General features: G+C 72.1%; 16 protein-coding genes and 2 rRNA genes (1 of these 18 only partly in view). 10 read left to right on the top strand and 8 right to left on the bottom strand.

Features of this window, described 5'->3' with window-relative positions; translation table 11 throughout:
- A 23S ribosomal RNA gene (locus JEK78_RS07565) occupies positions 1 to 2,191 on the top strand; it begins 937 nt to the left of the window's first position.
- A gap of 82 nt (positions 2,192 to 2,273) precedes the next feature.
- A 5S ribosomal RNA gene (gene rrf, locus JEK78_RS07560) occupies positions 2,274 to 2,390 on the top strand.
- Positions 2,391 to 2,542: 152 nt separating this feature from the next.
- Here the strand turns inward: rrf and JEK78_RS07555 are convergent.
- From JEK78_RS07555 to JEK78_RS07535, 5 genes are all read right to left on the bottom strand, one after another.
- Positions 2,543 to 3,853 carry a DUF58 domain-containing protein gene (locus JEK78_RS07555; protein WP_200263334.1) on the bottom strand — a complete coding sequence of 437 codons (1,311 nt, stop codon included), beginning with the start codon at positions 3,851 to 3,853 and terminating at the stop codon, positions 2,543 to 2,545.
- Complete coding sequence (locus tag JEK78_RS07550) at positions 3,853 to 4,845, bottom strand: MoxR family ATPase (RefSeq protein ID WP_200263333.1); 993 nt, start codon at positions 4,843 to 4,845, stop codon at positions 3,853 to 3,855. Before JEK78_RS07550 ends, JEK78_RS07555 begins: the two co-directional genes overlap by 1 nt.
- 151 nt (positions 4,846 to 4,996) lie before the next feature.
- The gene (locus tag JEK78_RS07545) at positions 4,997 to 6,220 is read right to left on the bottom strand and encodes a DUF4350 domain-containing protein (RefSeq protein ID WP_242483295.1); all 1,224 of its coding nucleotides are present in this window, start codon (positions 6,218 to 6,220) and stop codon (positions 4,997 to 4,999) included.
- The gene (locus tag JEK78_RS07540; protein ID WP_242483376.1) at positions 6,217 to 6,933 is read right to left on the bottom strand and encodes a DUF4129 domain-containing protein; all 717 of its coding nucleotides are present in this window, start codon (positions 6,931 to 6,933) and stop codon (positions 6,217 to 6,219) included. Before JEK78_RS07540 ends, JEK78_RS07545 begins: the two co-directional genes overlap by 4 nt.
- 22 nt (positions 6,934 to 6,955) lie before the next feature.
- Entirely contained in the window at positions 6,956 to 7,912 is a 957-nt protein-coding gene (locus tag JEK78_RS07535) for a hypothetical protein (RefSeq protein ID WP_347341203.1), read from the bottom strand.
- 407 nt (positions 7,913 to 8,319) lie between these two features.
- Here JEK78_RS07535 and mtnA point away from each other — a divergent pair, with 407 nt between their 5' ends.
- The 7 genes from mtnA to JEK78_RS07500 all read left to right on the top strand — a co-directional run bounded on the left by mtnA (position 8,320) and on the right by JEK78_RS07500 (position 17,264).
- Positions 8,320 to 9,456 carry an S-methyl-5-thioribose-1-phosphate isomerase gene (gene mtnA, locus JEK78_RS07530; RefSeq protein ID WP_200263330.1) on the top strand — a complete coding sequence of 379 codons (1,137 nt, stop codon included), beginning with the start codon at positions 8,320 to 8,322 and terminating at the stop codon, positions 9,454 to 9,456.
- 205 nt (positions 9,457 to 9,661) lie between these two features.
- Entirely contained in the window at positions 9,662 to 10,351 is a 690-nt protein-coding gene (mtrA, locus tag JEK78_RS07525; protein WP_200263329.1) for a two-component system response regulator MtrA, read from the top strand.
- A 1-nt stretch (position 10,352) separates the two neighbouring features.
- Positions 10,353 to 12,437 (top strand): MtrAB system histidine kinase MtrB, encoded by a 2,085-nt coding sequence (mtrB, locus tag JEK78_RS07520; RefSeq protein ID WP_200263328.1) that lies wholly within the window; start codon positions 10,353 to 10,355, stop codon positions 12,435 to 12,437.
- Between the two features lie 85 nt (positions 12,438 to 12,522).
- On the top strand, positions 12,523 to 14,274 hold the full coding sequence (locus JEK78_RS07515; RefSeq protein WP_200264037.1) for an LpqB family beta-propeller domain-containing protein: 1,752 nt from the start codon (positions 12,523 to 12,525) through the stop codon (positions 14,272 to 14,274).
- Positions 14,275 to 14,364: 90 nt separating this feature from the next.
- Positions 14,365 to 15,354 carry a ComF family protein gene (locus tag JEK78_RS07510; RefSeq protein WP_200263327.1) on the top strand — a complete coding sequence of 330 codons (990 nt, stop codon included), beginning with the start codon at positions 14,365 to 14,367 and terminating at the stop codon, positions 15,352 to 15,354.
- Positions 15,355 to 15,611: 257 nt separating this feature from the next.
- Positions 15,612 to 16,301: a ribosome-associated translation inhibitor RaiA gene (gene raiA / locus JEK78_RS07505; protein ID WP_200263326.1), complete on the top strand. Its 690-nt coding sequence runs from the start codon at positions 15,612 to 15,614 to the stop codon at positions 16,299 to 16,301.
- Positions 16,302 to 16,517: 216 nt separating this feature from the next.
- Positions 16,518 to 17,264, top strand: coding sequence for a response regulator transcription factor (locus tag JEK78_RS07500; RefSeq protein ID WP_200263325.1), 747 nt, complete (start codon positions 16,518 to 16,520; stop codon positions 17,262 to 17,264).
- A gap of 9 nt (positions 17,265 to 17,273) precedes the next feature.
- Here JEK78_RS07500 and JEK78_RS07495 read toward each other — a convergent pair whose 3' ends face one another.
- Together JEK78_RS07495 and JEK78_RS07490 are read right to left on the bottom strand one after the other, a co-directional pair.
- Positions 17,274 to 18,449 carry a crosslink repair DNA glycosylase YcaQ family protein gene (locus JEK78_RS07495; protein WP_200263324.1) on the bottom strand — a complete coding sequence of 392 codons (1,176 nt, stop codon included), beginning with the start codon at positions 18,447 to 18,449 and terminating at the stop codon, positions 17,274 to 17,276.
- A gap of 61 nt (positions 18,450 to 18,510) precedes the next feature.
- Complete coding sequence (locus JEK78_RS07490; protein ID WP_200263323.1) at positions 18,511 to 19,101, bottom strand: GNAT family N-acetyltransferase; 591 nt, start codon at positions 19,099 to 19,101, stop codon at positions 18,511 to 18,513.
- Between the two features lie 330 nt (positions 19,102 to 19,431).
- Between JEK78_RS07490 and secA the strand changes: the two genes are divergently transcribed.
- The gene (gene secA, locus JEK78_RS07485; protein WP_200263322.1) at positions 19,432 to 22,245 is read left to right on the top strand and encodes a preprotein translocase subunit SecA; all 2,814 of its coding nucleotides are present in this window, start codon (positions 19,432 to 19,434) and stop codon (positions 22,243 to 22,245) included.
- Between the two features lie 95 nt (positions 22,246 to 22,340).
- On the opposite strand, the gene JEK78_RS07480 is transcribed toward secA, so the two are convergent.
- Positions 22,341 to 23,084, bottom strand: coding sequence for an Rv3235 family protein (locus JEK78_RS07480; RefSeq protein WP_200263321.1), 744 nt, complete (start codon positions 23,082 to 23,084; stop codon positions 22,341 to 22,343).
- Positions 23,085 to 23,284: the final 200 nt, after the last annotated feature.

Genomic DNA, 23,284 nt, shown 5'->3' with positions numbered 1-23,284 from the left:
TTAGGTGCAGCGTCGTGTGTTTCTTGCCGGAGGTAGAGCACTGGATAGGCGATGGGCCTTACCGGGTTACTGACCTTAGCCAAACTCCGAATGCCGGTAAGTGAGAGCGCGGCAGTGAGACTGTGGGGGATAAGCTCCATGGTCGAGAGGGAAACAGCCCAGAGCATCGACTAAGGCCCCTAAGCGTACGCTAAGTGGGAAAGGATGTGGAGTCGCAGAGACAACCAGGAGGTTGGCTTAGAAGCAGCCATCCTTGAAAGAGTGCGTAATAGCTCACTGGTCAAGTGATTCCGCGCCGATAATGTAGCGGGGCTCAAGTGTACCGCCGAAGTCGTGTCATTCACATGGTTGCCTTAACGGGTGTGTGGATGGGTAGGGGAGCGTCGTTTGCCGGGTGAAGCAGCGCCGTAAGGCAGTTGTGGACGGTTGACGAGTGAGAATGCAGGCATGAGTAGCGATTCAAACGTGGGAAACGTTTGCGCCGATTGACCAAGGGTTCCTGGGTCAAGCTGATCTGCCCAGGGTAAGTCGGGACCTAAGGCGAGGCCGACAGGCGTAGTCGATGGATAACCGGTTGATATTCCGGTACCCGCTGTGGAGCGTCAAACGTCGAATCTGGTGATGCTAAGCCCGTGAAGCCGTTCCGGACCCTTCGGGGGATGGATTGTGGTGGAGCCGGTGGTCCGAGCTGGTAGTAGGCGAGTGATGGGGTGACGCAGGAAGGTAGTCCATCCCGGGCGGTGGTTGTCCCGGGGTAAGGGTGTAGGGCGTTGCGTAGGTAAATCCGCGTGACATGTGTCTGAGACCTGATGCCGAGCCGATTGTGGTGAAGTGGATGATCCTATGCTGTCGAGAAAAGCCTCTAGCGAGTTTCATGGCGGCCCGTACCCTAAACCGACTCAGGTGGTCTGGTAGAGAATACCGAGGCGTTCGGGTGAACTATGGTTAAGGAACTCGGCAAAATGCCCCCGTAACTTCGGGAGAAGGGGGGCCATTTCTGGTGATGGGCTGTGCGCCTTGAGCTGGGGGTGGCCGCAGAGACCAGCGAGAAGCGACTGTTTACTAAAAACACAGGTCCGTGCGAAGCCGTAAGGCGATGTATACGGACTGACGCCTGCCCGGTGCTGGAACGTTAAGGGGACCGGTTAGTTCCATTTCGGTGGGGCGAAGCTGAGAACTTAAGCGCCAGTAAACGGCGGTGGTAACTATAACCATCCTAAGGTAGCGAAATTCCTTGTCGGGTAAGTTCCGACCTGCACGAATGGCGTAACGACTTCTCGACTGTCTCAACCATAGGCCCGGTGAAATTGCACTACGAGTAAAGATGCTCGTTTCGCGCAGCAGGACGGAAAGACCCCGGGACCTTTACTATAGTTTGATATTGGTGTTCGGTTCGGCTTGTGTAGGATAGCTGGGAGACTGTGAAGCCTGTACGCCAGTGTGGGTGGAGTCGTCGTTGAAATACCAGTCTGGTCGTGCTGGATGTCTAACCTGGGTCCGTGATCCGGATCAGGGACAGTGTCTGATGGGTAGTTTAACTGGGGCGGTTGCCTCCTAAAGGGTAACGGAGGCGCCCAAAGGTTCCCTCAGCCTGGTTGGTAATCAGGTGTTGAGTGTAAGTGCACAAGGGAGCTTGACTGTGAGACCGACGGGTCGAGCAGGGACGAAAGTCGGGACTAGTGATCCGGCGGTGGCTTGTGGAAGCGCCGTCGCTCAACGGATAAAAGGTACCCCGGGGATAACAGGCTGATCTTCCCCAAGAGTCCATATCGACGGGATGGTTTGGCACCTCGATGTCGGCTCGTCGCATCCTGGGGCTGGAGTCGGTCCCAAGGGTTGGGCTGTTCGCCCATTAAAGCGGTACGCGAGCTGGGTTTAGAACGTCGTGAGACAGTTCGGTCCCTATCCGCTGTGCGCGTAGGAGTCTTGAGAAGGGCTGTCCCTAGTACGAGAGGACCGGGACGGACGAACCTCTGGTGTGCCAGTTGTTCTGCCAAGGGCATGGCTGGTTGGCTACGTTCGGGAGGGATAACCGCTGAAAGCATCTAAGCGGGAAGCCTGCTTCGAGATGAGGGCTCCCACCTACTTGATGGGGTAAGGCTCCCAGTAGACGACTGGGTTGATAGGCCGGGTATGGAAGCACTGTGAGGTGTGGAGTTGACCGGTACTAATAGGCCGAGGGCTTGTCCGTAGGTGCTCGCGTCCACTGTGTTGGTTCTGAAACCACGAACGGTTGTCCCTGTTGTGGGGTGCTGGTTGTTGTTTCGTTGTGTTTCGGTGGTTTTAGCGTAGGGGAAACGCCCGGTTACATTCCGAACCCGGAAGCTAAGCTCTACAGCGCCGATGGTACTGCAGGGGGGACCCTGTGGGAGAGTAGGACGCCGCCGAACGATTTTTGTGGGAGGGTTCCTTCTTCCGGCTTTGTGTCGGGGGAGGGAACCCTCCCTTTTTTTGTGCACGGAAACGGGTCGCGCGACGCGCACCTTTCAGCTTGAGCGGCGACCGCGGGGGTCCCGGGGCGCGGGAGACCCCCGGAGCGGTGCTACAGGCGGCCGGCGGCCTTCAGTTCCAGGTAGGCGTCGGCCAGAGCGGGCGGGAGTTCGTCGGGAGTCGCGTCGACCACGGTGACGCCGCGGCGGCGCAACCGCTCCGCCGTCTGCCGCCGCTCCACCTGGGCCCGCGAGGCGGCGGCGGCGCCGTACACGGACGCGGTGTCGCCGCGGGACCGCTCCATGGCGGCCACACGCGGGTCGGACACGGACGCCAGGAGGACGGTGTGGCGTCGGGTCAGCCGGCCCAGCACGGGCAGGAGCCCCTCTTCCACGGGGGCCGCCTCCAGGCTCGTCACCAACACGATCAACGAGCGTTCCGGGGCCGCGCTCAGGGCGGCGCCGACGAGACCGCGCGCGTCGGTCTCGACCAACTCCGGCTCCACGGTCGCCAGTGCGTCGACCATCGCCGGCAACAGATCCTCGGTCGAGCGCCCGTGGACCCGCGCGCGTACCCGGCGGTCGTAGGCGAGGAGGCGCACGCGGTCGCCGGCCCGGGACGCCAGGGCGGCCAGCAGCAACGAGGCGTCCATGGCGGCGTCCAGCCGCGGCGCGTCGCCGACCCGACCGGCCGATGTCCGACCCGTGTCGAGGACGACGAGCACGTGTCGGTCACGCTCCGGGCGCCACGTCCGGACGGCCACGGTGGAGTGTCGCGCGGTGGCACGCCAGTCGATGGACCGCGTGTCGTCGCCGGGGACGTACTCGCGCAGGCTGTCGAACTCCGTGCCCTCGCCGCGGGTCAGGACGCTGGTGCGACCGTCCAGTTCCCTCAGTCGAGCCAGCCTGGACGGCAGGTGCGCGCGGCTGGTGAACGGGGGGAGCGCCCGCACGGTCCAGGGGACCCGATGGGCGCCCTGGCGGAAGAGGAGCCCGAGCGGACCGTAGGAGCGGACGGTGACCCGGTCCGCGCGGTGGTCGCCGCGGCGGGTCGGGCGGAGTCGCGTGGACAGCCGGCGTCGCTCGCCCGGCGGGATGTCCACCCGGTGCCGGGAGGCACCCACCTCGGTGCCGGGTCGCCAGGCACTGGGCGGCCAGGCGTCCCGGACACCGGCACGCAGGAGCCGGCCGGAGGGGTTGTCGAGGGTCAGGGTCACCTCGGCCGTCTCCCCGAGGCGTGTCGAGGTGTCGCCGGCCCTGGTCAGTCGGAGGTGGCGGACGGGGGCGGCCAGAGCGTAGTCGGCGGCGCAGGCGACGGCGAGGGGTGTGTTGACCGCGAGGAGCCCGGTCAGGCCGGGCTCCCAGAGTCCCACGGGGAGGGAGCCGACGGCCGCGAGGAGCGCCGCGCGCCCGGTGAGCCCCATCAGCGGGGGACGGGGACGTGGGCGAGGACCGAGGTGATCACGGAGTCGGCCGTGACCCCCTCCATCTCCGCCTCCGGACGCAGCCGTACCCGGTGGCGGAGTGTGGGCGGGGCCAGTGCCTTGACGTCGTCCGGGGTGACGTAGTCCCGGCCGGACAGCCATGCCCACGCCCGGGAGGCGGCCAAGAGCGCGGTGGCGCCGCGCGGAGAGACGCCGAGGGAGAGGGAGGGGGACTCGCGGGTGGCCCGGCACAGGTCCACGACGTAGGCCGTGATCTCCGACGAGACGGCGGTGGCGGCGACCGAGGCGCGGGCGGCCTCCAGGTCGGAGGCGTCCGCGACCGGCCGTATCCCCGCGGCCGTCAGATCGCGCGGGTCGAAACCGGAGGCGTGGCGGGCCAACACGGCGATCTCGTCCCGGCGGGACGGCAGGGGGATCGTCAACTTGAGCAGGAACCGGTCCGACTGGGCCTCCGGCAGCGGGTACGTGCCCTCGTACTCGACGGGGTTCTGGGTCGCGGCGACCAGGAACGGTTCCGGCAGCGGGCGAGCCGTGCCGTCGATCGTGACCTGTCGTTCCTCCATCGCTTCGAGGAGCGAGGCCTGGGTCTTGGGCGGGGTGCGGTTGATCTCGTCCGCCAGTAGGAGCTGGGTGAAGACCGGCCCCGGTCGGAAGGAGAACTCGGCCGTGCGAGCGTCGTAGACGAGGGAGCCGGTGACATCGCTCGGCATCAGGTCGGGTGTGAACTGAACGCGCCTGGTCTCGATGTCCAGCGCCGCCGCGAGGGCTCGGACCAGGAGCGTCTTGGCGACCCCGGGAGCCCCCTCCAGCAGGACGTGGCCGCGACAGAGCAGGGCCACGACGAGGCCGGTGACGGCGGCGTCCTGGCCGACGACGGCCTTGGAGACCTCGGCGCGCACGGCCTCAAGGGAGGCGCGGACGTCGGGCCGGTCCTCGGTCCGCTCGACGGTGTCGGTGGTCGGGCCCGTCATCGAGACTCCTTCGTGGCTGCCCCTGCCGGGTGGGAGGGGGGAATGTGGGGCTCCCGCGGGGCGGGGCGCGGGCGGGGCGGTCGCCCCGGTGGTGGTCCGGTGTCCCCGGACGCCGGCCGACGACGGCTGTGGCACCCGGGCGTGCGGGCGGTCACGGGCTGCGTACCTCTCGTTCGAGGGCGTCCAGTGCGTCGGCGAGGGCGAGCAGCGCCGCGTCGTCGCGGGGTGGGGGGCCGAAGAGGAGAGCGCCTGGGGAGGAGTGTTCGGAGTCGGTGAGCGACTCGGGCAGGGCGGGCAGCAGTCTCTCCGGCGAGTCGGCCTGGGAGGCGGGGACACCGAGGAGGGGGGCCAGACGGGCGCGGGTGGCGGCCCGCAGGGCCTCGCCGGCGGTGTCCCGGGCGTTCGCCTTGTGATAGAGGCGGGCGCGTCCCTCGACGGCCTCGGCCGCGTGGACCGCGACGGGCAGCGCCTCGGGGACCAGGGGGCCGAACCGGCGCGCCCGCCACAGCGCGGCGACGCAGGCGGCGAGGAGGAGTTGCAGGGTGCCCCACGGCCAGCCGGGCGGGAGGAGGTCGAGGAGGCCTTGTTCCTCCTCCTCGGCGATCTCGGCCGGCGTGGGGAGGTACCAGACGAGGTGGGGTCGGGAGCCGAGGAGTTGCAGGGCCAGCGAGGCGTTTCCGTGCCGGTCCAGACGCTCGTTGAAGAGGATGTCCGGTGCTCCCAGGACGATGATGTCGCCGCCGCTCGCGGCCCCCGTCCCGGCGGCCGGTCCCGTTCCCTCGGCGTCGGACACGTGATTCGCCGGTTCCGCCGGGTCGTCCGGGAGCCGCAGGAGAGTGGGCAGGCCGGCGCTGAGGTAGCACCGGTCGTCTGCCGCGCGGGTGCTGTCGTACCGGATGCCGCCGGTCTCGGCGGTGCCGGCGCGCCGCGCCGAGGCCGACGAGCAGGCGGGTTCCACCGGGGAGTTCGGTGCGGGGACGGGGTCGGCGGTGACGCCGGGGGCGAGTTCCGGGACGGCGGTCTCGGGAGCCACGAGCACGGTGCGACCGCCGGAGCCGGCGGTCGCGGCGCGCAGGGCCGTCCGCCGGTCCTCGGTGAGCAGGTCGGGTACGGCGACCAACAGGGTGGTGTCCGGTCCCGCCGCGTCACGCGCGTCGGTCGCCGAGGTCACGACGCTGGTGGTCACCCCGCGTTCTCGGAGCAGTTCGGCGATGGCCCGGCTGCCGCGAGGGTCGGCGGAACGCGGGTCCAGGGCGCCGTGGTGGTCCCGCGAGCCGGCGAGGGCGGTGAAGCCCACGGCGACGACGAGGAGCGTCAGGGCGAGGGCGAGGGCCCGCCGCCACCGGGGCCGGGTCCGCGGGTTCGGCGCGCTCACCCGACACCTTCCGATCGGTCGGCGCGGTCGGCGCGGTCGGCGGCGCGCGGCGGCACCGCGGGGGTCCGTTCGACGGTGCGGTCGAGGTCGGCGACGCGCCGGTAGGCGGGTTCGGACGCCGCGCGGCCCCCGTAGGTGACGTCGTCGAAGTCGCGGGCCGCGGCCCGCAGGCCGTCGGCGTGGCCGGGCAGGGAGCGGGCCGCCTCCGTCGCGGCCTCGTCGGCGGTGCGGCCGGGGCGGAGGTCGATGAGCGCCCGTTCCTCCAGCGAGCGGACGAGGGCGCGCACGCGTTCCTGTAGTGCCTCGTTCCATCGGCCGGCGGCGGCGTGGCTCTCGGCGAGCGCGCGGTGGTCGGCGGCGCCGCGCGGGCGGTCCTCGTGGAGGCCGGGGGTTGTGGAGGAGGAGCGGCGCGGGGTGCCGAACCGCCACCACAGGGCGGCGAGTACGGCCAGGGCGGCGGCGATCACGACGGCCAGGCCGACGCCCCCACCCGGGGTGGCGGTGGACGCCTGTCCGAGCAGGTCGGCCAGCCACTCCACGAGGGAGTCCCACGCACGCCGCGCCCAACTCGGCTCGTGCTCGTGGTAGACGCCCTTGGTCAGTTCGCGACGGGCGGCCTCGCGGGCGGGATCGCGCGGGACGGTCAGCGGCGGTCCGGTGTCGGACGGCGTGATCGGCCCGGTCACGACGCCGCGTACCCGCTCGGTGGGCACTCCCCCCGGTGGGCGCACGTCGTCAACTTCCCGGGACGCCGTCGGGCCGGGTGCCGTCCGCCGTGCCGGCGGCTCGGAGCAGGTCCAGGTCGAGGGCCTCGCGACGGATGCGCTGGTCGATGTAGAGCAGCGCGGTGACGCCGGCCCAGAGCGGGAGCGTGATCAGGGACCCGAGCACCGAACCGATGCCGCCGAGGACGAGGAAGGTCCAGCCGAACCCGTCGTCACCGGCGAGCAGCGCCCCGGCGTCGGTGCCGAAGACGAGGGCCAGAGCGGAGAAGGGCATGGCCACGATCGCCGCGACGACGTTGGCGATGACCATGGCGAGCAGCCAGATCCCGAAGATCCGCCACCAGGAACCGCGGACGAGTCCGCGGGAGCGGCGCAGGGCCTTCACCAGGCCCTGCTTCTCCAGCATGAGCGCGGGCGGGGCGAGGACGAAGCCGACTCCGATCCAGACCGTCACGACGCCGGCGCCCAGGACCCCGAGGACGAGCAGAGGCCCCGTCACCGCCGCTCCGCCGCCTGCGGCGGCGGCCAGCAAGCCGGGCAGGGCGCCGACGCCCGGCAGGACGGTGACGATGAGGAGGATCAGCAGGATCAGGCCGAAGAGGGCGGGCAGCCGGGGCCGCGCGTCCCGCCAGGCCTCGGCCGCCGTGATGTTCCGGCCCAGCACGGCCTTGCCGGTGACTGTGGTCAGGAGGGCGGTGGCGACGACCACGCCGATCAGCGTGATCATGTACACGAGGCCGGCGCCGAACACGGTCGTGAGGGAAGCGGCGTCGTCGAGGGGGGCCGTGGGGTCGCCGAGCGTGGCGAGACCCGTGTCCAGGAGGGCCCCTTGGACGAGTGTCACGATCACCTGCGTGACGACGGCGATCGTGAGGGAGATGCCCAGGACCGGGCGCCAGTGGGAGCGCATGGTGGACACCGCGCCGTCGAGGATCTCGCCGACGCCGAGCGGGCGGAGCGGGATCACCCCGGGCTTCGGCGCGGGTGGTGGCCCGCCCCACGAGGCGTGCCCCGTCGCTCCCCGACCGGGGGGCGGGTGGGGACCCGGGCCCGTCGGCAGTGACCATCCGCCGCCCGGTGGCTGCCCCTGGGACCACGTGGTCGGGGGTGGCGGGGGTGCGCCCGCGGGCCGGTCGCCGGGGGGTGCGGGCCGGTCCGCCGGGGCGGAGGTGCCGGGCTGTTCGCCGTCGGACGGGGCGGACCCCGGCGAGGCCCAGCCCGGTGTGTCGTTCATCGTCGCTCCTTCGGTGGCCGTTTCCGCGGTCGCGGGGGCGGGATCGGCAGCCATCGTGTCATGCGCGCGGCCAGCCGGATCGGGCGCGGTCCTGGCACCGACCGTCCTTGCACCGGCCCGAAGAGGGGCAGACTGGGCGTATGGCTGATGAGGAGACGCGAGCCGGCGGGCCGGCCACCGAGATTCCCGTCGTCCGCTGGGAGGAGTCCCCCGGGGGGCCCGTGCTGGTCCTGCTGGACCAGCGCGGACTGCCGGTGGAGGAGGTCGAACTCGTCCTCACGGACGCGCCGGCGCTGGTGGAGGCGATACGCACGCTCGCGGTGCGCGGAGCGCCGCTCCTCGGGGTGGTGGGCGCCTACGGCGTCGCCCTCGCCGCGGCGCGGGGTTTCGACGTCGAGGAGGCCGCCGAGGCGCTGGCGACGGCCCGACCCACCGCCGTCAACCTCTCCGCGGGGGTGGATCGGGCGCGGGCGGCCCACCGGAGCGCCGTCGCGGCGGGTGCGGGGTCCCGACGGGCCGCCGGGGCGGCGCTGGACGCCGCCCGAGCCCTGCACCGGGAGGACGCGGAGGCCAGTGCCCGTATGGCGGCCCGGGGGCTGGAACTGCTGGACACCTGGCGGCCGGGCGGCGCGCACCGGCTGCTCACCCACTGCAACACCGGCTCGTTGGTGTCGGGCGGCGAGGGAACGGCCTTCGCCGTGGCGCTGGCCGCGCACCGGGCCGGGCGGCTCAGCCGGCTGTGGGTGGACGAGACGCGCCCCCTGCTCCAGGGTGCCCGGTTGACGGCGTACGAGGCGGCGCGCCACGGCATGCCCTTCACGTTGCTCGCCGACAACGCGGCCGGTTCGCTCTTCGCGGCGGGGGAGGTCGACGCGGTGGTGATCGGCGCGGACCGGATCGCGGCCGACGGGTCGGTGGCGAACAAGGTGGGCAGTTACCCGCTGGCCGTGCTCGCGCACCACCACGGGGTGCCGTTCGTCGTGGTGGCTCCGTTGACGACGGTGGACCCGGACACTTCGGAGGGGGCGTCGGTCGAGGTAGAGCAGCGGTCGGCGCACGAGGTGACGGAGATCCCGGTGCCCGGCGCCGGTGCCGCCGGGCCGGGGGGTGGTGTGCGGGTGGCGCCGTTGGGCACGCGGGCGTACAACCCGGCGTTCGACGTCACCCCGCCCGATCTGGTGACCGCGATCGTGACCGAGGCGGGATCGGTGTCGCCGGTCACGGGTGCGGGGCTGGCCGCGCTGTGCGCCCGGTCGCCGGGTTCGGAGCGTCGGTGACCCGGTGTTCCGGGGGTACGGCACGCCGGCTCGGGGGGTGCGCCGGCGCGCCGGCGCGATCGGCCGGTCGGAGGGCTCGGGGGGTGTGCGGGCCTGCCGTGTCGCTCCCGGCGGGGCGGGGGCAGACAGTGACGGCCCCGTACGACTATCGTCACAGGGGGGTGAGGTGTCTCACCTGCGCCTTCGTCGTCGTTATGAGAATGGGATGATGTCGTTTATGAAGGGACGAGTCCTGGTCGTCGACGACGACACCGCACTGGCCGAGATGCTCGGCATTGTGCTGCGCGGTGAGGGTTTCGAGCCGTCTTTCGTGGCGGACGGTGACAAGGCCCTGGCCGCCTTTCGCGAGACCAAACCGGATCTGGTGCTGCTCGATCTGATGCTCCCGGGGCGGGACGGGATCGAGGTCTGCCGACTGATCCGGGGGGAGTCCGGCGTTCCGATCGTCATGCTCACGGCGAAGAGCGACACCGTCGACGTGGTGGTGGGCCTGGAGTCCGGTGCCGACGACTACGTGGTCAAGCCGTTCAAGCCGAAGGAGCTGGTGGCCCGGATCAGGGCTCGGCTGCGTCGGTCGGAGGAGCCGGTCCCGGAGCAGCTGACCGTCGGTGACCTGATCATCGACGTCGCCGGGCACTCGGTGAAGCGGGACGGCGAGTCGATCGCGCTGACCCCGCTGGAGTTCGACCTGCTGGTCGCGCTGGCCCGCAAGCCCTGGCAGGTGTTCACCCGTGAGGTCCTGCTGGAGCAGGTCTGGGGATACCGGCACGCGGCCGACACCCGGCTGGTCAACGTGCACGTGCAGCGGCTGCGCTCCAAGGTCGAGAAGGACCCGGAGCGGCCGGAGATCGTGGTGACCGTCCGCGGCGTCGGCTACAAGGCCGGACCGAGCTGACATGTCCCGGGACAGCGCCGCCTCGGCGACGGCCGGCTCCGGGGCCGACGCCGAGCGGCCCGTCGCCGAGCCGCCGCCCGGGGGCCGGACGCGACGCGGGGGCCTGTGGGCCGCCGCGCTGCGCGGCAACCCGGTCGCGCGGGCGCTCGCGCGGCTGGTGCGCCGTCCGCTGCTCCCGGTGACGCGGCTGTGGCGCCGCAACATCCAGCTCAGAGTCGTCGTCACCACCCTGCTCATGTCGCTCGGCGTGGTGCTCCTCCTGGGTTTCGTCGTCATCGGCCAGGTCCGCAACGGCCTGCTCGACGCGAAGGTCAAGGCCTCGCAGAGTCAGGCCGCCGGAGGGTTCGCGGTCGCCAAGCAGCGGGCCGAGACCGCGGCGAGCGTCGTCGAGGAGGGTGGGGCCCCGTCCGACGGCCGGCCGCCGCAGAACGTCATCCAATGGATGAGCGAACTGGTGGGCTCGCTCTCCAGCGGCGGTCAGGGCGCCTTCGAGGTCGTCACGCTCCCGGTGGGCGGCGACGGCGGTGCCGGGCGCGGGCCGCGTGCCTCGGGTCTGGTCGACCCCACGGCCAGCGTGCCGGAATCCCTCCGGGAGCGGATCGACGACGGCGCCACGGCCCAGAGCTACACCCGCGTGGTCTACGGGGCCGGTTCCGATTCCCAGCCGGCCCTCGTCATCGGCAAGCAGGTCAACGACCCGAACGGCGACCCCTACCAGCTGTACTACCTTTTCCCGCTGACCCAGGAGGAGAAGTCGCTCGGGGTGGTCAAGGGCACGCTGGCCACGGCCGGGGTGTTCGTCGTCGTCCTCCTCGGGGCCATCGCCTGGCTGGTGGTGCGCCAGGTGGTCACGCCCGTTCGCATGGCGGCCGGCATCGCCGAGCGGCTGTCGGCGGGGCGGTTGCAGGAACGGATGAAGGTCAGTGGCGAGGACGACATCGCCCGGCTCGGCGAGGCGTTCAACAAGATGGCCCGGAATCTCCAGTCGAAGATCAACCAGTTGGAGAACCTCTCGCGGATGCAGCGTCGCTTCGTCTCGGACGTGTCCCACGAACTGCGCACCCCGCTGACCACCGTTCGGATGGCCGCTGACGTGATCCACGAGGCGCGCGAGGACTTCGACCCGGTGACGGCGCGTTCCGCGGAGCTGCTGGGCGACCAACTCGACCGCTTCGAGTCGTTGCTGGCCGACCTGCTGGAGATCAGCCGTTTCGACGCGGGCGCGGCGGCGCTGGAGGCCGAGCCGATCGACCTTCGCGACGTCGTGCGACGGGTGGTCGGTGGGGCGGAGCCGCTCGCGGAGCGCAAGGGTGGCCGGATCCGCGTCGTCGGAGACGGCGGGCCCGTCATCGCCGAGGCCGACGCCCGCCGGGTCGAACGGGTGCTGCGCAATCTTGTCGTCAACGCCGTCGAGCACGGTGGGGGCCGCGATGTCGTCGTCCGGCTCGCCGCCGCCGGGGGCGCCGTCGCGGTCGCGGTGCGGGACTACGGGGTGGGGCTCAAGCCGGGCGAGGCGACCCGGGTGTTCAGCCGCTTCTGGCGGGCCGACCCGGCGCGGGCCCGCACCACCGGCGGGACCGGCCTCGGTCTGTCGATCGCCTTGGAGGACGCGCGGCTGCACGGAGGCTGGTTGCAGGCCTGGGGCGAACCCGGCGGGGGGTCCCAGTTCCGGCTGACGCTGCCCAGGACCGCGGACGAGCCGCTGCGCGGTTCGCCGATTCCGCTGGAACCCGCCGATTCGCGGCGCAACCTGGTGGAAGGCGAGGCCTCCCGGCGCGTCGCGGAGGACCCGGCCGCGGCGGTGCCCGCGCGGTCCGTCGCGGCTCCGCCCGCGCGGCGCCGCGACCCGATCCCGCCCAGGTCGGGTCCGGTCGCCGCCGTGGCCGATCCGACGGCGCTGCCCGGCAGCGGCGCCCGGGTGGTGCCCCGGCCGGCGTCGGGGACGAGCGACCCCCGGACCCCGTCCGCCGACGCGTCCGGGCGCGAGGCGGAGCCGAGGTCGTCGGCCTCGGCGTCGTCGGTCTCGGGATCGGCCACGACGTCCGGGAAACCGGCCGGACAGGAGGAGGCGACGCGTGGGCGCTGACCGCGAGCGGAGCGGCCGGGGCCGACTCACGCGGGTGACGACGTCCTTGACCTGCGGGGCCGTCGTGTTGGCGGGGTGTGCCTCGATGCCCGACAGCGGCGATCCCCGGGACGTCACGTCCGTCCCGCGGCCGGACGCGCAGGTGCGGGTGTTCGCCCTGCCGCCCGCCGAGGGCGCCTCGCCCACCCAGATCGTGCAGGGCTTCCTGGAGGCGCTCACCAGCGACGACCCCGGGTACGAGACGGCGCGCGAGTACCTGACCCCGGAGGCCGAGAAGACCTGGCGGCCGGAGTGGTCCACGACCGTGCTGGCGGACGGTCCGGGCACCGCCTCGGGGCGCTCGGTACTCCGCGAGGACACCACGGAGTACGCGCTGACCCTGACCGGCACCCACGTGGCCACGGTGGACGAGGCCCGCTCGTACTCGCCGGCCGAGGGGGCGTACGAGGAGAAGGTGCGACTCGTCAGGGACGGCGAGGGCGGGGAGTGGCGCATCGACGCCCTGCCGCAGGGCGTCGTCCTGGGCCGGGCCGACTTCCAGCGGAACTTCCTCTCCGTGAACAAGTACTACCTGTCGGCGGCCGACCGTCCCGTCGGCGCCGGTTCGACGGCCCGGTCCGCCGAACCGGCCGCCGTCGCCGACCCGGTGTACGTTCGACGCCGTGTGGAGCCCATGGTCGAGGTGGTGACCTCGCTGCTGGAGGGGCCCAGCGGCCTGCCGGCCTCCGTCGTGCGGTCCGGTTTCCCGGACGGCACGGCGCTGGCCCGCGGGACGACCTCCCTGACGCCGGACGACGAGGGTCGCCTGACCGTCACGCTCGACGATCGCGCGGCGGGGGTCGACGCCGACACCTGCGCCGAGATGGCCGCGCAGACGCTGTTCACGCTGCGCGGTCTCACCCCGACCGTGGAGGAGGTCCGGCTCCGGGCCGGGGGGACGTCGCTGTGCTCGCTGACCGGCGACCGGGCCGAGACCGTGGCGGCCCGCGGCTCGGCGGGGCAGCCCCACCACCTGTATCTGGTGGACGACGAGCACCGCGTGGTACGGATCCCCGCCGGCGGGACCACCGCGAAGCCGTACCCCGTCCCGGTACCCGGGGCGCTCGGAGAGGGGAGCACCGCGCTGCGGTCGGTCGCGGTCTCCCGAGACGAGGACGTCGCGGCGGGAGTGGGCCTGGACGGCGGCTCGCTCTACGTGAGCGACCTGGAATCCGGTGCCTCGATCGGTGAGCCGGTGCTCGTGAGCCGGGGCGCCCGGGAGGAGGACCGGCTCACCACCCCCAGTTGGGACGCGCACGGCGACCTGTGGATCGCCGATCAGGACCCCGATCGGCCGCGCCTGCTGCTGCTGCGCGAGGGCACCGGCGCGCCGCGGGAGGTGCGGGTCGCGGGGCTGGAGGACCCGGTGCGAGCGGTGCGGGTCGCGGCCGACGGGGTGCGTGTCGCGCTCGTGGTGGGCGAGGGAGAGGACCGCTCCCTCCTCATCGGACAGATCGAGCCCGCCGCGCACCCCGAGGACCCGCCCACGGTGGTGGGACTGCGCTCGGCCGCACCCCAGCTGGAGGAGGTGACGGCGATGTCCTGGGCCGGGGACAGCCGTCTGGTGGTCGTCGGTCGGGGAAGCGGGGGCGTGCAACAGATCGGCTACGTCCAGGTCGACGGGTCCACCCCGGAGACCTCGGTCCCGGCGGCGCTGACCGGCGTGCGGGAGATCGCCGCGACGGAGGGCGAGGGGCTGCCTCTGGTGGCGTACTCCGAGGACGGCATCGTGCGACTGCCGTCGGGCATGCAGTGGCAGAAGGTCACGGCGGGAACGGCACCGGTCTACCCGGGGTGAGTCGGGCCCGGCCACTCTCCGACCGTGTGCCCGGTCGGGTGTTGTCCACAGGGGTGGCGTCGGGTCCCGGGGGCCGGGCAGGCTGTGGTCGTGCCCGGATGGTTGCGTGACCTCGCAGACCTGATGCTGCCCGCCGAGTGCGAGGGGTGCGGCAGACCTCGCGCGGTGATCTGCCCGGAGTGCCGCGCGGCTGTGAGCGGGGCCGCCGCGCGCCGGGTGCGTCCCCTGCCCGAGTCTCCGGGCCTGCCCCCGGTGTGTGCCGCGGCCCCGTATGCGGACGCTGTCCGGGCGCTGCTCCTGGCCCACAAGGAGCGCGGCGCGCTGCCCCTGGCCCGACCGCTGGGCGTGGCCTTGGCGGGCGCTGTCCTCGCCGTGCTGCGCGAGCCACGCCCCGCGCCCGCCTCGGACCCCCGACGGCCGCCGATCGGGCCGCCCGCCGCCGATCTCCCGGTGCTGCTGGTGCCGGTGCCCTCGGCGCGCGCGGCCGTGCGCGCTCGCGGTCACGATCCGACGCACCGGATCGCTCTGGCCGCCGCCGCCGAGCTGCGTCGCACGGGCACGGCGGCCCGGGTGCTCCCCGCGCTGCGCCAGCGACGCCCGGTCGCCGACCAGGTCGGGCTCGACGCGCGCCGGCGCCGGGAGAACCTGGCGGGCGCGCTGGCGCCGGCCGCGGCGGCCCGCGGCCCGCTGGGCTCGGGAGGTCGGGTGGTGCTGGTGGACGATCTGATCACGACGGGGTCGTCGCTGGCGGAGGCGGCGCGCGCCCTCCGGGAGAGCCCGTCGTGTCCGACGGGTGGGCGGGCGTCGTGGCGTCGTGTACGGGCCGGCCGGCCGGTGTATTCGGCGGCCAGGGGGGAAGCCGGAGAGGACCGGGACGACCGCCTCGAAGGCGTGGTGGGACCCCCGGCCGCGAGCGCCTCGGAGCCCCGGGTGAGGGCGTGGAGCGAGGAGGACGGTCCGCTCGTCGTCGGCGCGGCCGTGGTGGCCGCCTCCGCCGACGCCTTCGACCGGGGCGGGAACCAGAAGGGATCTTGTCTCGTTGGACGGGGCAAGAGGGACAAGGCACCCGATGGGAGGTAAGTCGCCGAAGGGAGTGACGGCATCCGTCCGGGCGAGATATCTTCGGTTGTGAGGGAAAGCCGCAGGCCACACCTTATGTGGAGCGTGATCGCGGCCGGCCGGTTCACGGCCGTCGCCCGCGCCCGCCGGGGTGGAGGTCGCGCCTTCGGTGAGGAGGTGCCCGTCACCGAGTCCGAGGTCCCGGACCGTCGGGACCTGGTGCGAAAGGGGATGAGCCGCGCCATCGAGCGCGTGGCCATCCGGGAACGGAGTTCTGCGTGGACATCGTCGTCAAGGGCCGCAAGACCGAAGTACCCGAGCGGTTTCGGAAGCACGTGGCCGACAAGCTGAAGCTGGAGAAGATCCAGAAGCTCGACGGCAAGGTGATCAGCCTCGATGTCGAGGTGTCCAAGGAGCCCAACCCCCGGCAGGCCGACCGCAGTGATCGCGTGGAGATCACACTGCGTTCCCGCGGTCCGGTGATCCGGGCCGAGGCCGCGGCGAGCGACCCCTACGCGGCCCTCGACCTGGCCGCGGAGAAGCTCGACGCCAGGCTGCGCAAGCAGCACGACAAGCGATTCTCCCGGCGTGGCGCGCGCCGCATCTCCGCCGCCGAGGTGCCCCAGCACGTCCCCGATGCCGCCACCCTCAACGGCACCGGCGACCTGGTCACGGAGCAGGAGCCCGAGATCCCGGTCAAGAGGGTCGGCTCGCTGGAGATCCGGGGCGAGGGGCCGCTGGTGGTGCGGGAGAAGGTCCATGCCGCCGCGCCGATGACGCTCGACCAGGCGCTTTACGAGATGGAGCTGGTCGGCCACGACTTCTACCTCTTCATCGACTCGGAGTCCAAGGAGCCGAGCGTGGTCTACCGGCGACACGCCTACGACTACGGGGTGATCCACCTCCAGACGGACACCATGGTCGCCGGAGCGCACCCGACGGAAGCCGGCGGTCCGCTCGGCGGCTGACCTCGGCGGGCCGGACGGAGCGGTGCCCCCGCAACACCCGCGCGGGTGTTCCGGGGGCACCGCCGTGTGACGACACCGGATCTCCCTGGCGTTCCGCTCCGGCGCACCGAGGTCGCCCGGGCATGGAATCATGGCCGGAACGGCCCAACGGGTGGGTCGCCGCCTTGGGTTGGCGATGGCTCAGGAGCGCAGGCCACAGCCGTCAGGGGAGGAACGATGGCGGACAGCTTCGGACCGATGCGGGACGAGGCCGCCGGCGACCATGGTGTCGGCAGGGGGTCGGGCGGGGGCTCTCAGCGGAGGGAGCCGATCAGGGTCCTGGTGGTGGACGATCACGTGTTGTTCCGCCGAGGCCTGGAGATCGTGCTGGAGGCCGAGGAGGACATCGAGGTCGTCGGGGAGGCCGGAGACGGCGCCGAGGCCGTGGAGAAGGCGGCCGACCTGCTGCCCGACATCGTGTTGATGGATGTCCGGATGCCCAGGCGCGGGGGCATCGAGGCATGCACCTCCCTGAAGGAGGTGGCCCCCAGCGCGAAGATCATCATGCTGACGATCAGCGACGAGGAGGCCGACCTCTACGACGCGATCAAGGCGGGCGCGACGGGCTACCTCCTGAAGGAGATCTCCACGGACGAGGTGTCCGCCGCCATCCGCGCGGTGGCGGACGGGCAGTCGCAGATCAGCCCCTCGATGGCTTCCAAACTCCTGAACGAGTTCAAATCGATGATCCAACGCACCGACGACCGGCGGCTCGTCCCGGCACCCCGGCTCACCGACCGCGAACTGGAGGTCCTCAAACTGGTCGCCACGGGGATGAACAACCGGGACATCGCCAAGGAGCTGTTCATCTCCGAGAACACCGTCAAGAACCACGTGCGCAACATCCTGGAGAAGCTTCAACTGCACTCGCGGATGGAGGCCGTGGTCTACGCCATGCGCGAGAAGATCCTGGAGATCGGCTGACCCGGCCGCTCAGCCCCCCGCCCGCGCGACCTCGGCGACCAGCGCCCGGCGCGTCCCGGGGTCGTCCACCCGCTCGACCCGAACGCTCGCGCACCCCACCCAGCTCGCCGCCTCGACCAAGGCCCGTGCCACCGCCGGCGCCGCCCGCGGTCCCTCCGTCGTGACCTGGCGCGCCACCAGGGTGCTCCCCTCGCGTGCCGGATCGACCCGCCCCACCAGCCGGCCACCGGCCAGGACCGGCATCGCGAAATACCCGTGCACCCGCTTGTGTCGGGGTACGTACGCCTCCAGTCGGTGGCTGAACCCGAAGATCCGCTCGGTGCGCGGCCGGTCCCAGACCAGGGAGTCGAACGGGGACAGCAGCGTCGTGCGGTGCCGTCCGCGTGGTGGCGTCCGCAGCGCCTCGGGGTCCGCCCAGGCGGGATGGGGCCATCCGGCCACCGACACCGGCACCAGCCCGGAGTCCGCGACGACCGCGTCGACCTGCGCGCCCTTGAGTCGGTGGTAGTCGGCGATGTCGGCACGCGTCCCCACGCCCAGCGACGCGCCGGCGAGCCGGACCAGGCGCCGGAGGCACTCGGCGTCGTCCGGCTCCTCGCCGAGCGACTCGGCGGGGATCGCGCGCTCGGCGAGGTCGTACACCCGCTTCCAGCCTCGCCGACCGACGCAGACCACCTCCCCGTGGGCGAGGGCGCGCTCCGCCGCGACCTTGGCGCCGGACCAGTCCCACCACTCGCCGGTCCGCTTGGCTCCGCCCAGCTCCGTGGCCGTCAGCGGGCCCTCCTCCCGGAGTCGGGTGACGACCTGGTCGTACAGACCGTCCGGCAGCTCGTGGTGCCAGTGGGCGTGGGCGCGGTAGGCGCGTCGGCGGAAGGCGAAGTGGGGCCACTCCTCGATCGGCAGCACACACGCCGCGTGCGACCAGTACTCGAAGGCGTGGGCGCCGCTCCAGTAGGCGTCCTCGACGGTCGCGCGGGGCAGCGCGCCGAGTCGGGCGTACGGCACCAGTTCGTGGGAGCGGGCCAGGACGGAGATGGTGTCGAGCTGGACCGCGCCCAGCCGGCGCAGCACGCCGCGGACGCCGCCCCGACGATCCGGCGCGCCGAGGAGGCCCTGGGCCCGCAGGGCGATCCGGCGGGCCTCGTCGGCCGACAGCTCCAGGGCGGGGGGTGGGAGGTGGGTCATGGGCGCACCCTAGGGCCCGGCACCGACACCGGGCCGTGCCTCGCTACCCCCGCCCCGGACGTCAGACGCGGGCGGGGTCGGCGTCCGGGCGCGCGGGCCGGTACGGGGTGGCCGGCTCCCGGTCCACGTCCCCCGGGAGGAGGGAGCCCACCCAGCAGTCCCGGCGGGTCCCCTTGTTCGCCATGCCCGAGCGGAGGGTGCCCTCCAGGGTGAATCCGGCGCGTCGGGCCACCGCCAGGGAGGCGTCGTTCCCGACCTCGGCGCGCCACTCCAGCCGGTCGATTCCCCGCTCGGCGAACGCCCAGTGGGACACGGCGACGACGGCTTCCGTCACGTGGCCCCGGCCCCGGTGCTCGGGGACCGCCCAGAAGCCGATCTCGGCGGCGCCCGGGGGGTGGGGGGTGAGACCGACCATGCCTGTCAACCGGCCGTCCCCGAGGAAGATCCCGAAGGTGTACGCGGTCTCGTCGGCCCAGCCCTCGGGTACCTGCCGTTCGAGGAAGTCGCGCGCGTGCTCTCGACGATAGGGGGAGGGAACCGTGGTCCAGCGGCTGATGTCGGGATCCTGGCAGGCGGCGAACACGGCGTCGGCGTCCCCCGGGCCGACGGTCCGTATGACCAGGCGTGCGGTGGTGAGGGTGGGAGGTCTCATCGTCCGATGATGGATCACCGCGGCCGTGGCGCGCCGGCGGGTTTCCCGGTGTGCGCGCGGCCACCCGGCGACCGGGGGCGCGCCGCGCCGCCGGGTCACCCGACGGTGGCGTCGTCGGGTGTCCCGGCCGTCGTCCGGGGTGGAGGCTGAGGCAGACTGGGTGCGGGGGAGCGGCCGGGAGCGGGGCGCGACGCCCGACCCGGCGGGCGGTCGTGGTCGCGGCGGCCCTCCCGAGGCGGAGGGGTCCTCGCATACGATGGCCGTTGCTCAGTCCCGCCAACCATCGCCAACCGACCGTCCCAGGCCCGACCGGCAAGGAGACCACCCCCCGTGTCCGTCCTCTCGAAGATCATGCGTGCAGGCGAAGGCAAGATCCTGCGCAAGCTGCACCGCATCGCGGACCAGGTCAACTCCATCGAAGAGGACTTCGTCGACCTCTCCGACGCCGAGCTGCGCGCTCTCACCGACGAGTACCGCGAGCGGTACGCGGGCGGCGAGAGCCTGGACGACCTGCTCCCCGAGGCGTTCGCGACGGTGCGCGAGGCCGCCAAGCGCGTCCTCGGGCAGCGTCACTACGACGTGCAGTTGATGGGCGGCGCGGCCCTGCACATGGGCTATGTGGCCGAGATGAAGACGGGCGAGGGCAAGACGCTGGTCGGCACGCTGCCGGCGTACCTGAACGCCCTCTCCGGCGACGGCGTGCACATCATCACGGTCAACGACTACCTGGCCGAGCGCGACTCGGAGATGATGGGGCGCGTCCACCGGTTCCTCGGGCTGAACGTCGGCTGCATCCTGGCCAACATGACCCCGGCCCAGCGTCGCGAGATGTACGGCTGCGACATCACCTACGGGACCAACAACGAGTTCGGCTTCGACTATCTGCGGGACAACATGGCGTGGTCCCGCGACGAGCTGGTCCAGCGGGGGCACAACTTCGCCATCGTCGACGAGGTCGACTCCATCCTGATCGACGAGGCGCGCACGCCGCTGATCATCTCCGGCCCGGCCGACCAGGCCACGAAGTGGTACGGCGACTTCGCCAAGCTGGTCAAGCGGCTCCAGCGGGGGGAGGCCGGGCAGCCGCTGAAGGGCATCGAGGAGACCGGCGACTACGACGTCGACGAGAAGAAGCGGACCGTCGCCATCCACGAGTCCGGCGTCGCGAAGGTCGAGGACTGGCTGGGCATCGACAACCTGTACGAGTCGGTGAACACGCCGCTGGTGGGCTATCTGAACAACGCCATCAAGGCGAAGGAACTGTTCAAGAAGGACAAGGACTACGTCGTCATCGACGGCGACGTCATGATCGTCGACGAGCACACCGGGCGCATCCTCGCCGGCCGCCGCTACAACGAGGGCATGCACCAGGCGATCGAGGCGAAGGAGGGGGTGGACATCAAGGACGAGAACCAGACGCTCGCCACGATCACCCTGCAGAACTTCTTCCGTCTCTACGACAAGCTCTCCGGCATGACCGGTACCGCGATGACCGAGGCCGCGGAGTTCCACCAGATCTACAAGTTGGGCGTGGTCCCCATCCCGACCAACCGGCCGATGGTCCGCATGGACCAGTCCGACCTGATCTACCGCACCGAGGTCGCCAAGTTCGACGCGGTCGTCGACGACATCGCCGAGAAGCACGAGAAGGGCCAGCCGATCCTGGTCGGCACCACCTCCGTAGAGAAGTCCGAGTACCTCTCCCAGCAGCTCAGCAAGCGCGGCGTCCAGCACGAGGTCCTCAACGCCAAGCAGCACGACCGGGAGGCGACGATCGTCGCCCAGGCGGGCCGCCGGGGCGCGGTGACGGTCGCCACCAACATGGCGGGCCGAGGCACCGACATCAAGCTGGGCGGCAACCCCGAGGACCTGGCCGAGGCGGAGCTGCGGCAGCGGGGTCTCGACCCCGAGGAGCACATCGAGGAGTGGGGCGCGGCGCTGCCCGCTGCGCTGGAGCGCGCCGAGCAGGCGGTCAAGGCGGAGAAGGACGAGGTCGAGGAGCTGGGCGGTCTCTACGTCCTGGGCACCGAGCGGCACGAGTCCCGGCGCATCGACAACCAGTTGCGGGGGCGTTCCGGCCGTCAGGGCGACCCGGGGGAGTCCCGCTTCTACCTCTCGCTCGGGGACGACCTGATGCGGCTGTTCAAGGCGCAGATGGTGGAGCGCGTGATGTCCATGGCGAACGTGCCGGACGACGTGCCGATCGAGAACAAGATGGTCACGCGCGCCATCGCGTCCGCGCAGTCGCAGGTGGAGCAGCAGAACTTCGAGACCCGCAAGAACGTCCTGAAGTACGACGAGGTGCTCAACCGGCAGCGCGAGGTCATCTACGGCGAGCGCCGGCGCGTCCTGGAGGGCGAGGACCTGCACGAGCAGGTGCGGCACTTCATGGACGACACGATCGACGCCTACGTGCAGGCCGAGACTGCCGAGGGCTTCCCGGAGGACTGGGACCTGGACCGCCTGTGGAGCGCCTTCCGGCAGCTGTACCCGGTGAAGATCACCGTCGACGAGCTGGAGCAGGCCGCCGGCGACCGCGCGGGGCTGACGGCCGAGTACATCGGCGAGACCATCAAGGACGACATCCACGAGCGCTACGAGGCCCGGGAGAAGGAGCTCGGCTCCGAGGTCATGCGGGAGCTGGAGCGGCGGGTCGTGCTGTCGGTGCTGGACCGCAAGTGGCGGGAGCACCTCTACGAGATGGACTACCTCCAGGAGGGCATCGGCCTGCGCGCCATGGCGCAGAAGGACCCGCTGGTGGAGTACCAGCGCGAGGGCTTCGACATGTTCACCGCGATGATGGAGGGCATCAAGGAGGAGTCCGTCGGCTATCTGTTCAACCTGGAGGTCCAGGTCGAGCGGCAGGTCGAGGAAGTCCCGGTCGAGGATTCCGGACCGTCGCTGGAGAAGTCCCAGGACACCGTCCCGGCGCAGGCCGGCTCGCGCCCGGAGATCCGGGCCAAGGGCCTCGACGCCCCCCAGCGCAGGAACCTGCACCTGACCGCGCCCTCCGTGGACGGTGAGGGCGGCATCGTCGAGCGGGACGTCAGCGAGGACGGCGAGCCGGTGCGCTCCTCGGCCGACGGCCTGACCCGCGCGGAGCGCCGCAAGCAGGCGAAGGGCGCTCGTCGCCGCAAGAAGTGACGCCGGCCGGCGGCGCGCGTCGCCGGGCGCCACGACGGAACGGCCGGGCGGCCGGTCACCCCGGGGTGACCGGCCGCCCGGCCCGTGTCCGTGACTCAGCGGGCCCGGCCGCCGGGCGTGCGCGGCCCGCCCAGTTCCACGGCGGCGCAGCGCCAGCGCAGGTCGTGGCCGCGTTCCAGCCGGAACGCCATGGCGCGCAGTCGTCCCCCGGCGCCGATCCGGGCGAAGACCTCCAGCGCGCCGGGGCGGGGCTCGTCCCACCCGACGGCCCGGACGACCGGGAGGGCCCCCCGGGTGCGCAACGGGCCGCGTTCGGCCAGCCGGGCCAGGTCGTCGTAGGCGCGCCCGACGGTGTGTCGCAGCATGGAGTGCACCGGCCGCAGGCCGCACAGGACCGCGAGGAGTCGCTCGGCGAACAGGTCGGCCGCTCCCGGCGTCGGCCCGGCGCCGGGAGGAGCCGGGGGGCGCGAGGCGATCCCCGCCGCGTCGGGCCGGGCGCCCCCCGGGAACCCTCCCGTCGGTACGGAGGCACCGGCGGTCGCGCGCGAGGACGTGGCGGCCGGTGTTCCCTCTCGCCCGGTGTGACGGCGTCCGGGGGAGCGCCTGCCGGGCCCCGAGGGCGGTCGGGTGTCCGCCGGTCGGGCGCGGGAGTGGGGGTGCCGTGCCGCGGGTCCCTGGTCGGGGTCCGGGGCGGTGGCGTGGCCGCGACGGTCGTGGGGCGGTTCCGTGCGGTCCGGACCGGCGGGGGAGCCGTCGGGAGCCGTCGCGGGCGGCCGGACCGGCCGGCGCGTGGGCGGGCCGGCGGGGTGGTGCGGTGTCCTCGTCATGACCTTGTGCATGGGTCCCCGTTCCGAGGCCCGGACAATACCGGGCGGTAACTTTCGGTCGTGGATCTTGTACGGGTCCGGACGGTGTGACGGCAACCGGGTGCCCCCGGCTCCGGACGGCGACGGGCTTCACCCCTGCGGGTGGTCGCGGGGGCCGTCGAGCGCCCCGGCGCTCGGGTCGACCGGGTGAACCACGGGACACGTGTGGACGG

It is taken from the genome of Streptomyces sp. HSG2 (genome assembly GCF_016598575.1).
In the GTDB taxonomy this organism is placed as follows: Bacteria; Actinomycetota; Actinomycetes; order Streptomycetales; family Streptomycetaceae; genus Streptomyces.
Note: the sequence above shows the minus strand (reverse complement) of the source record. Positions and strands in the feature narration are given on the sequence as shown.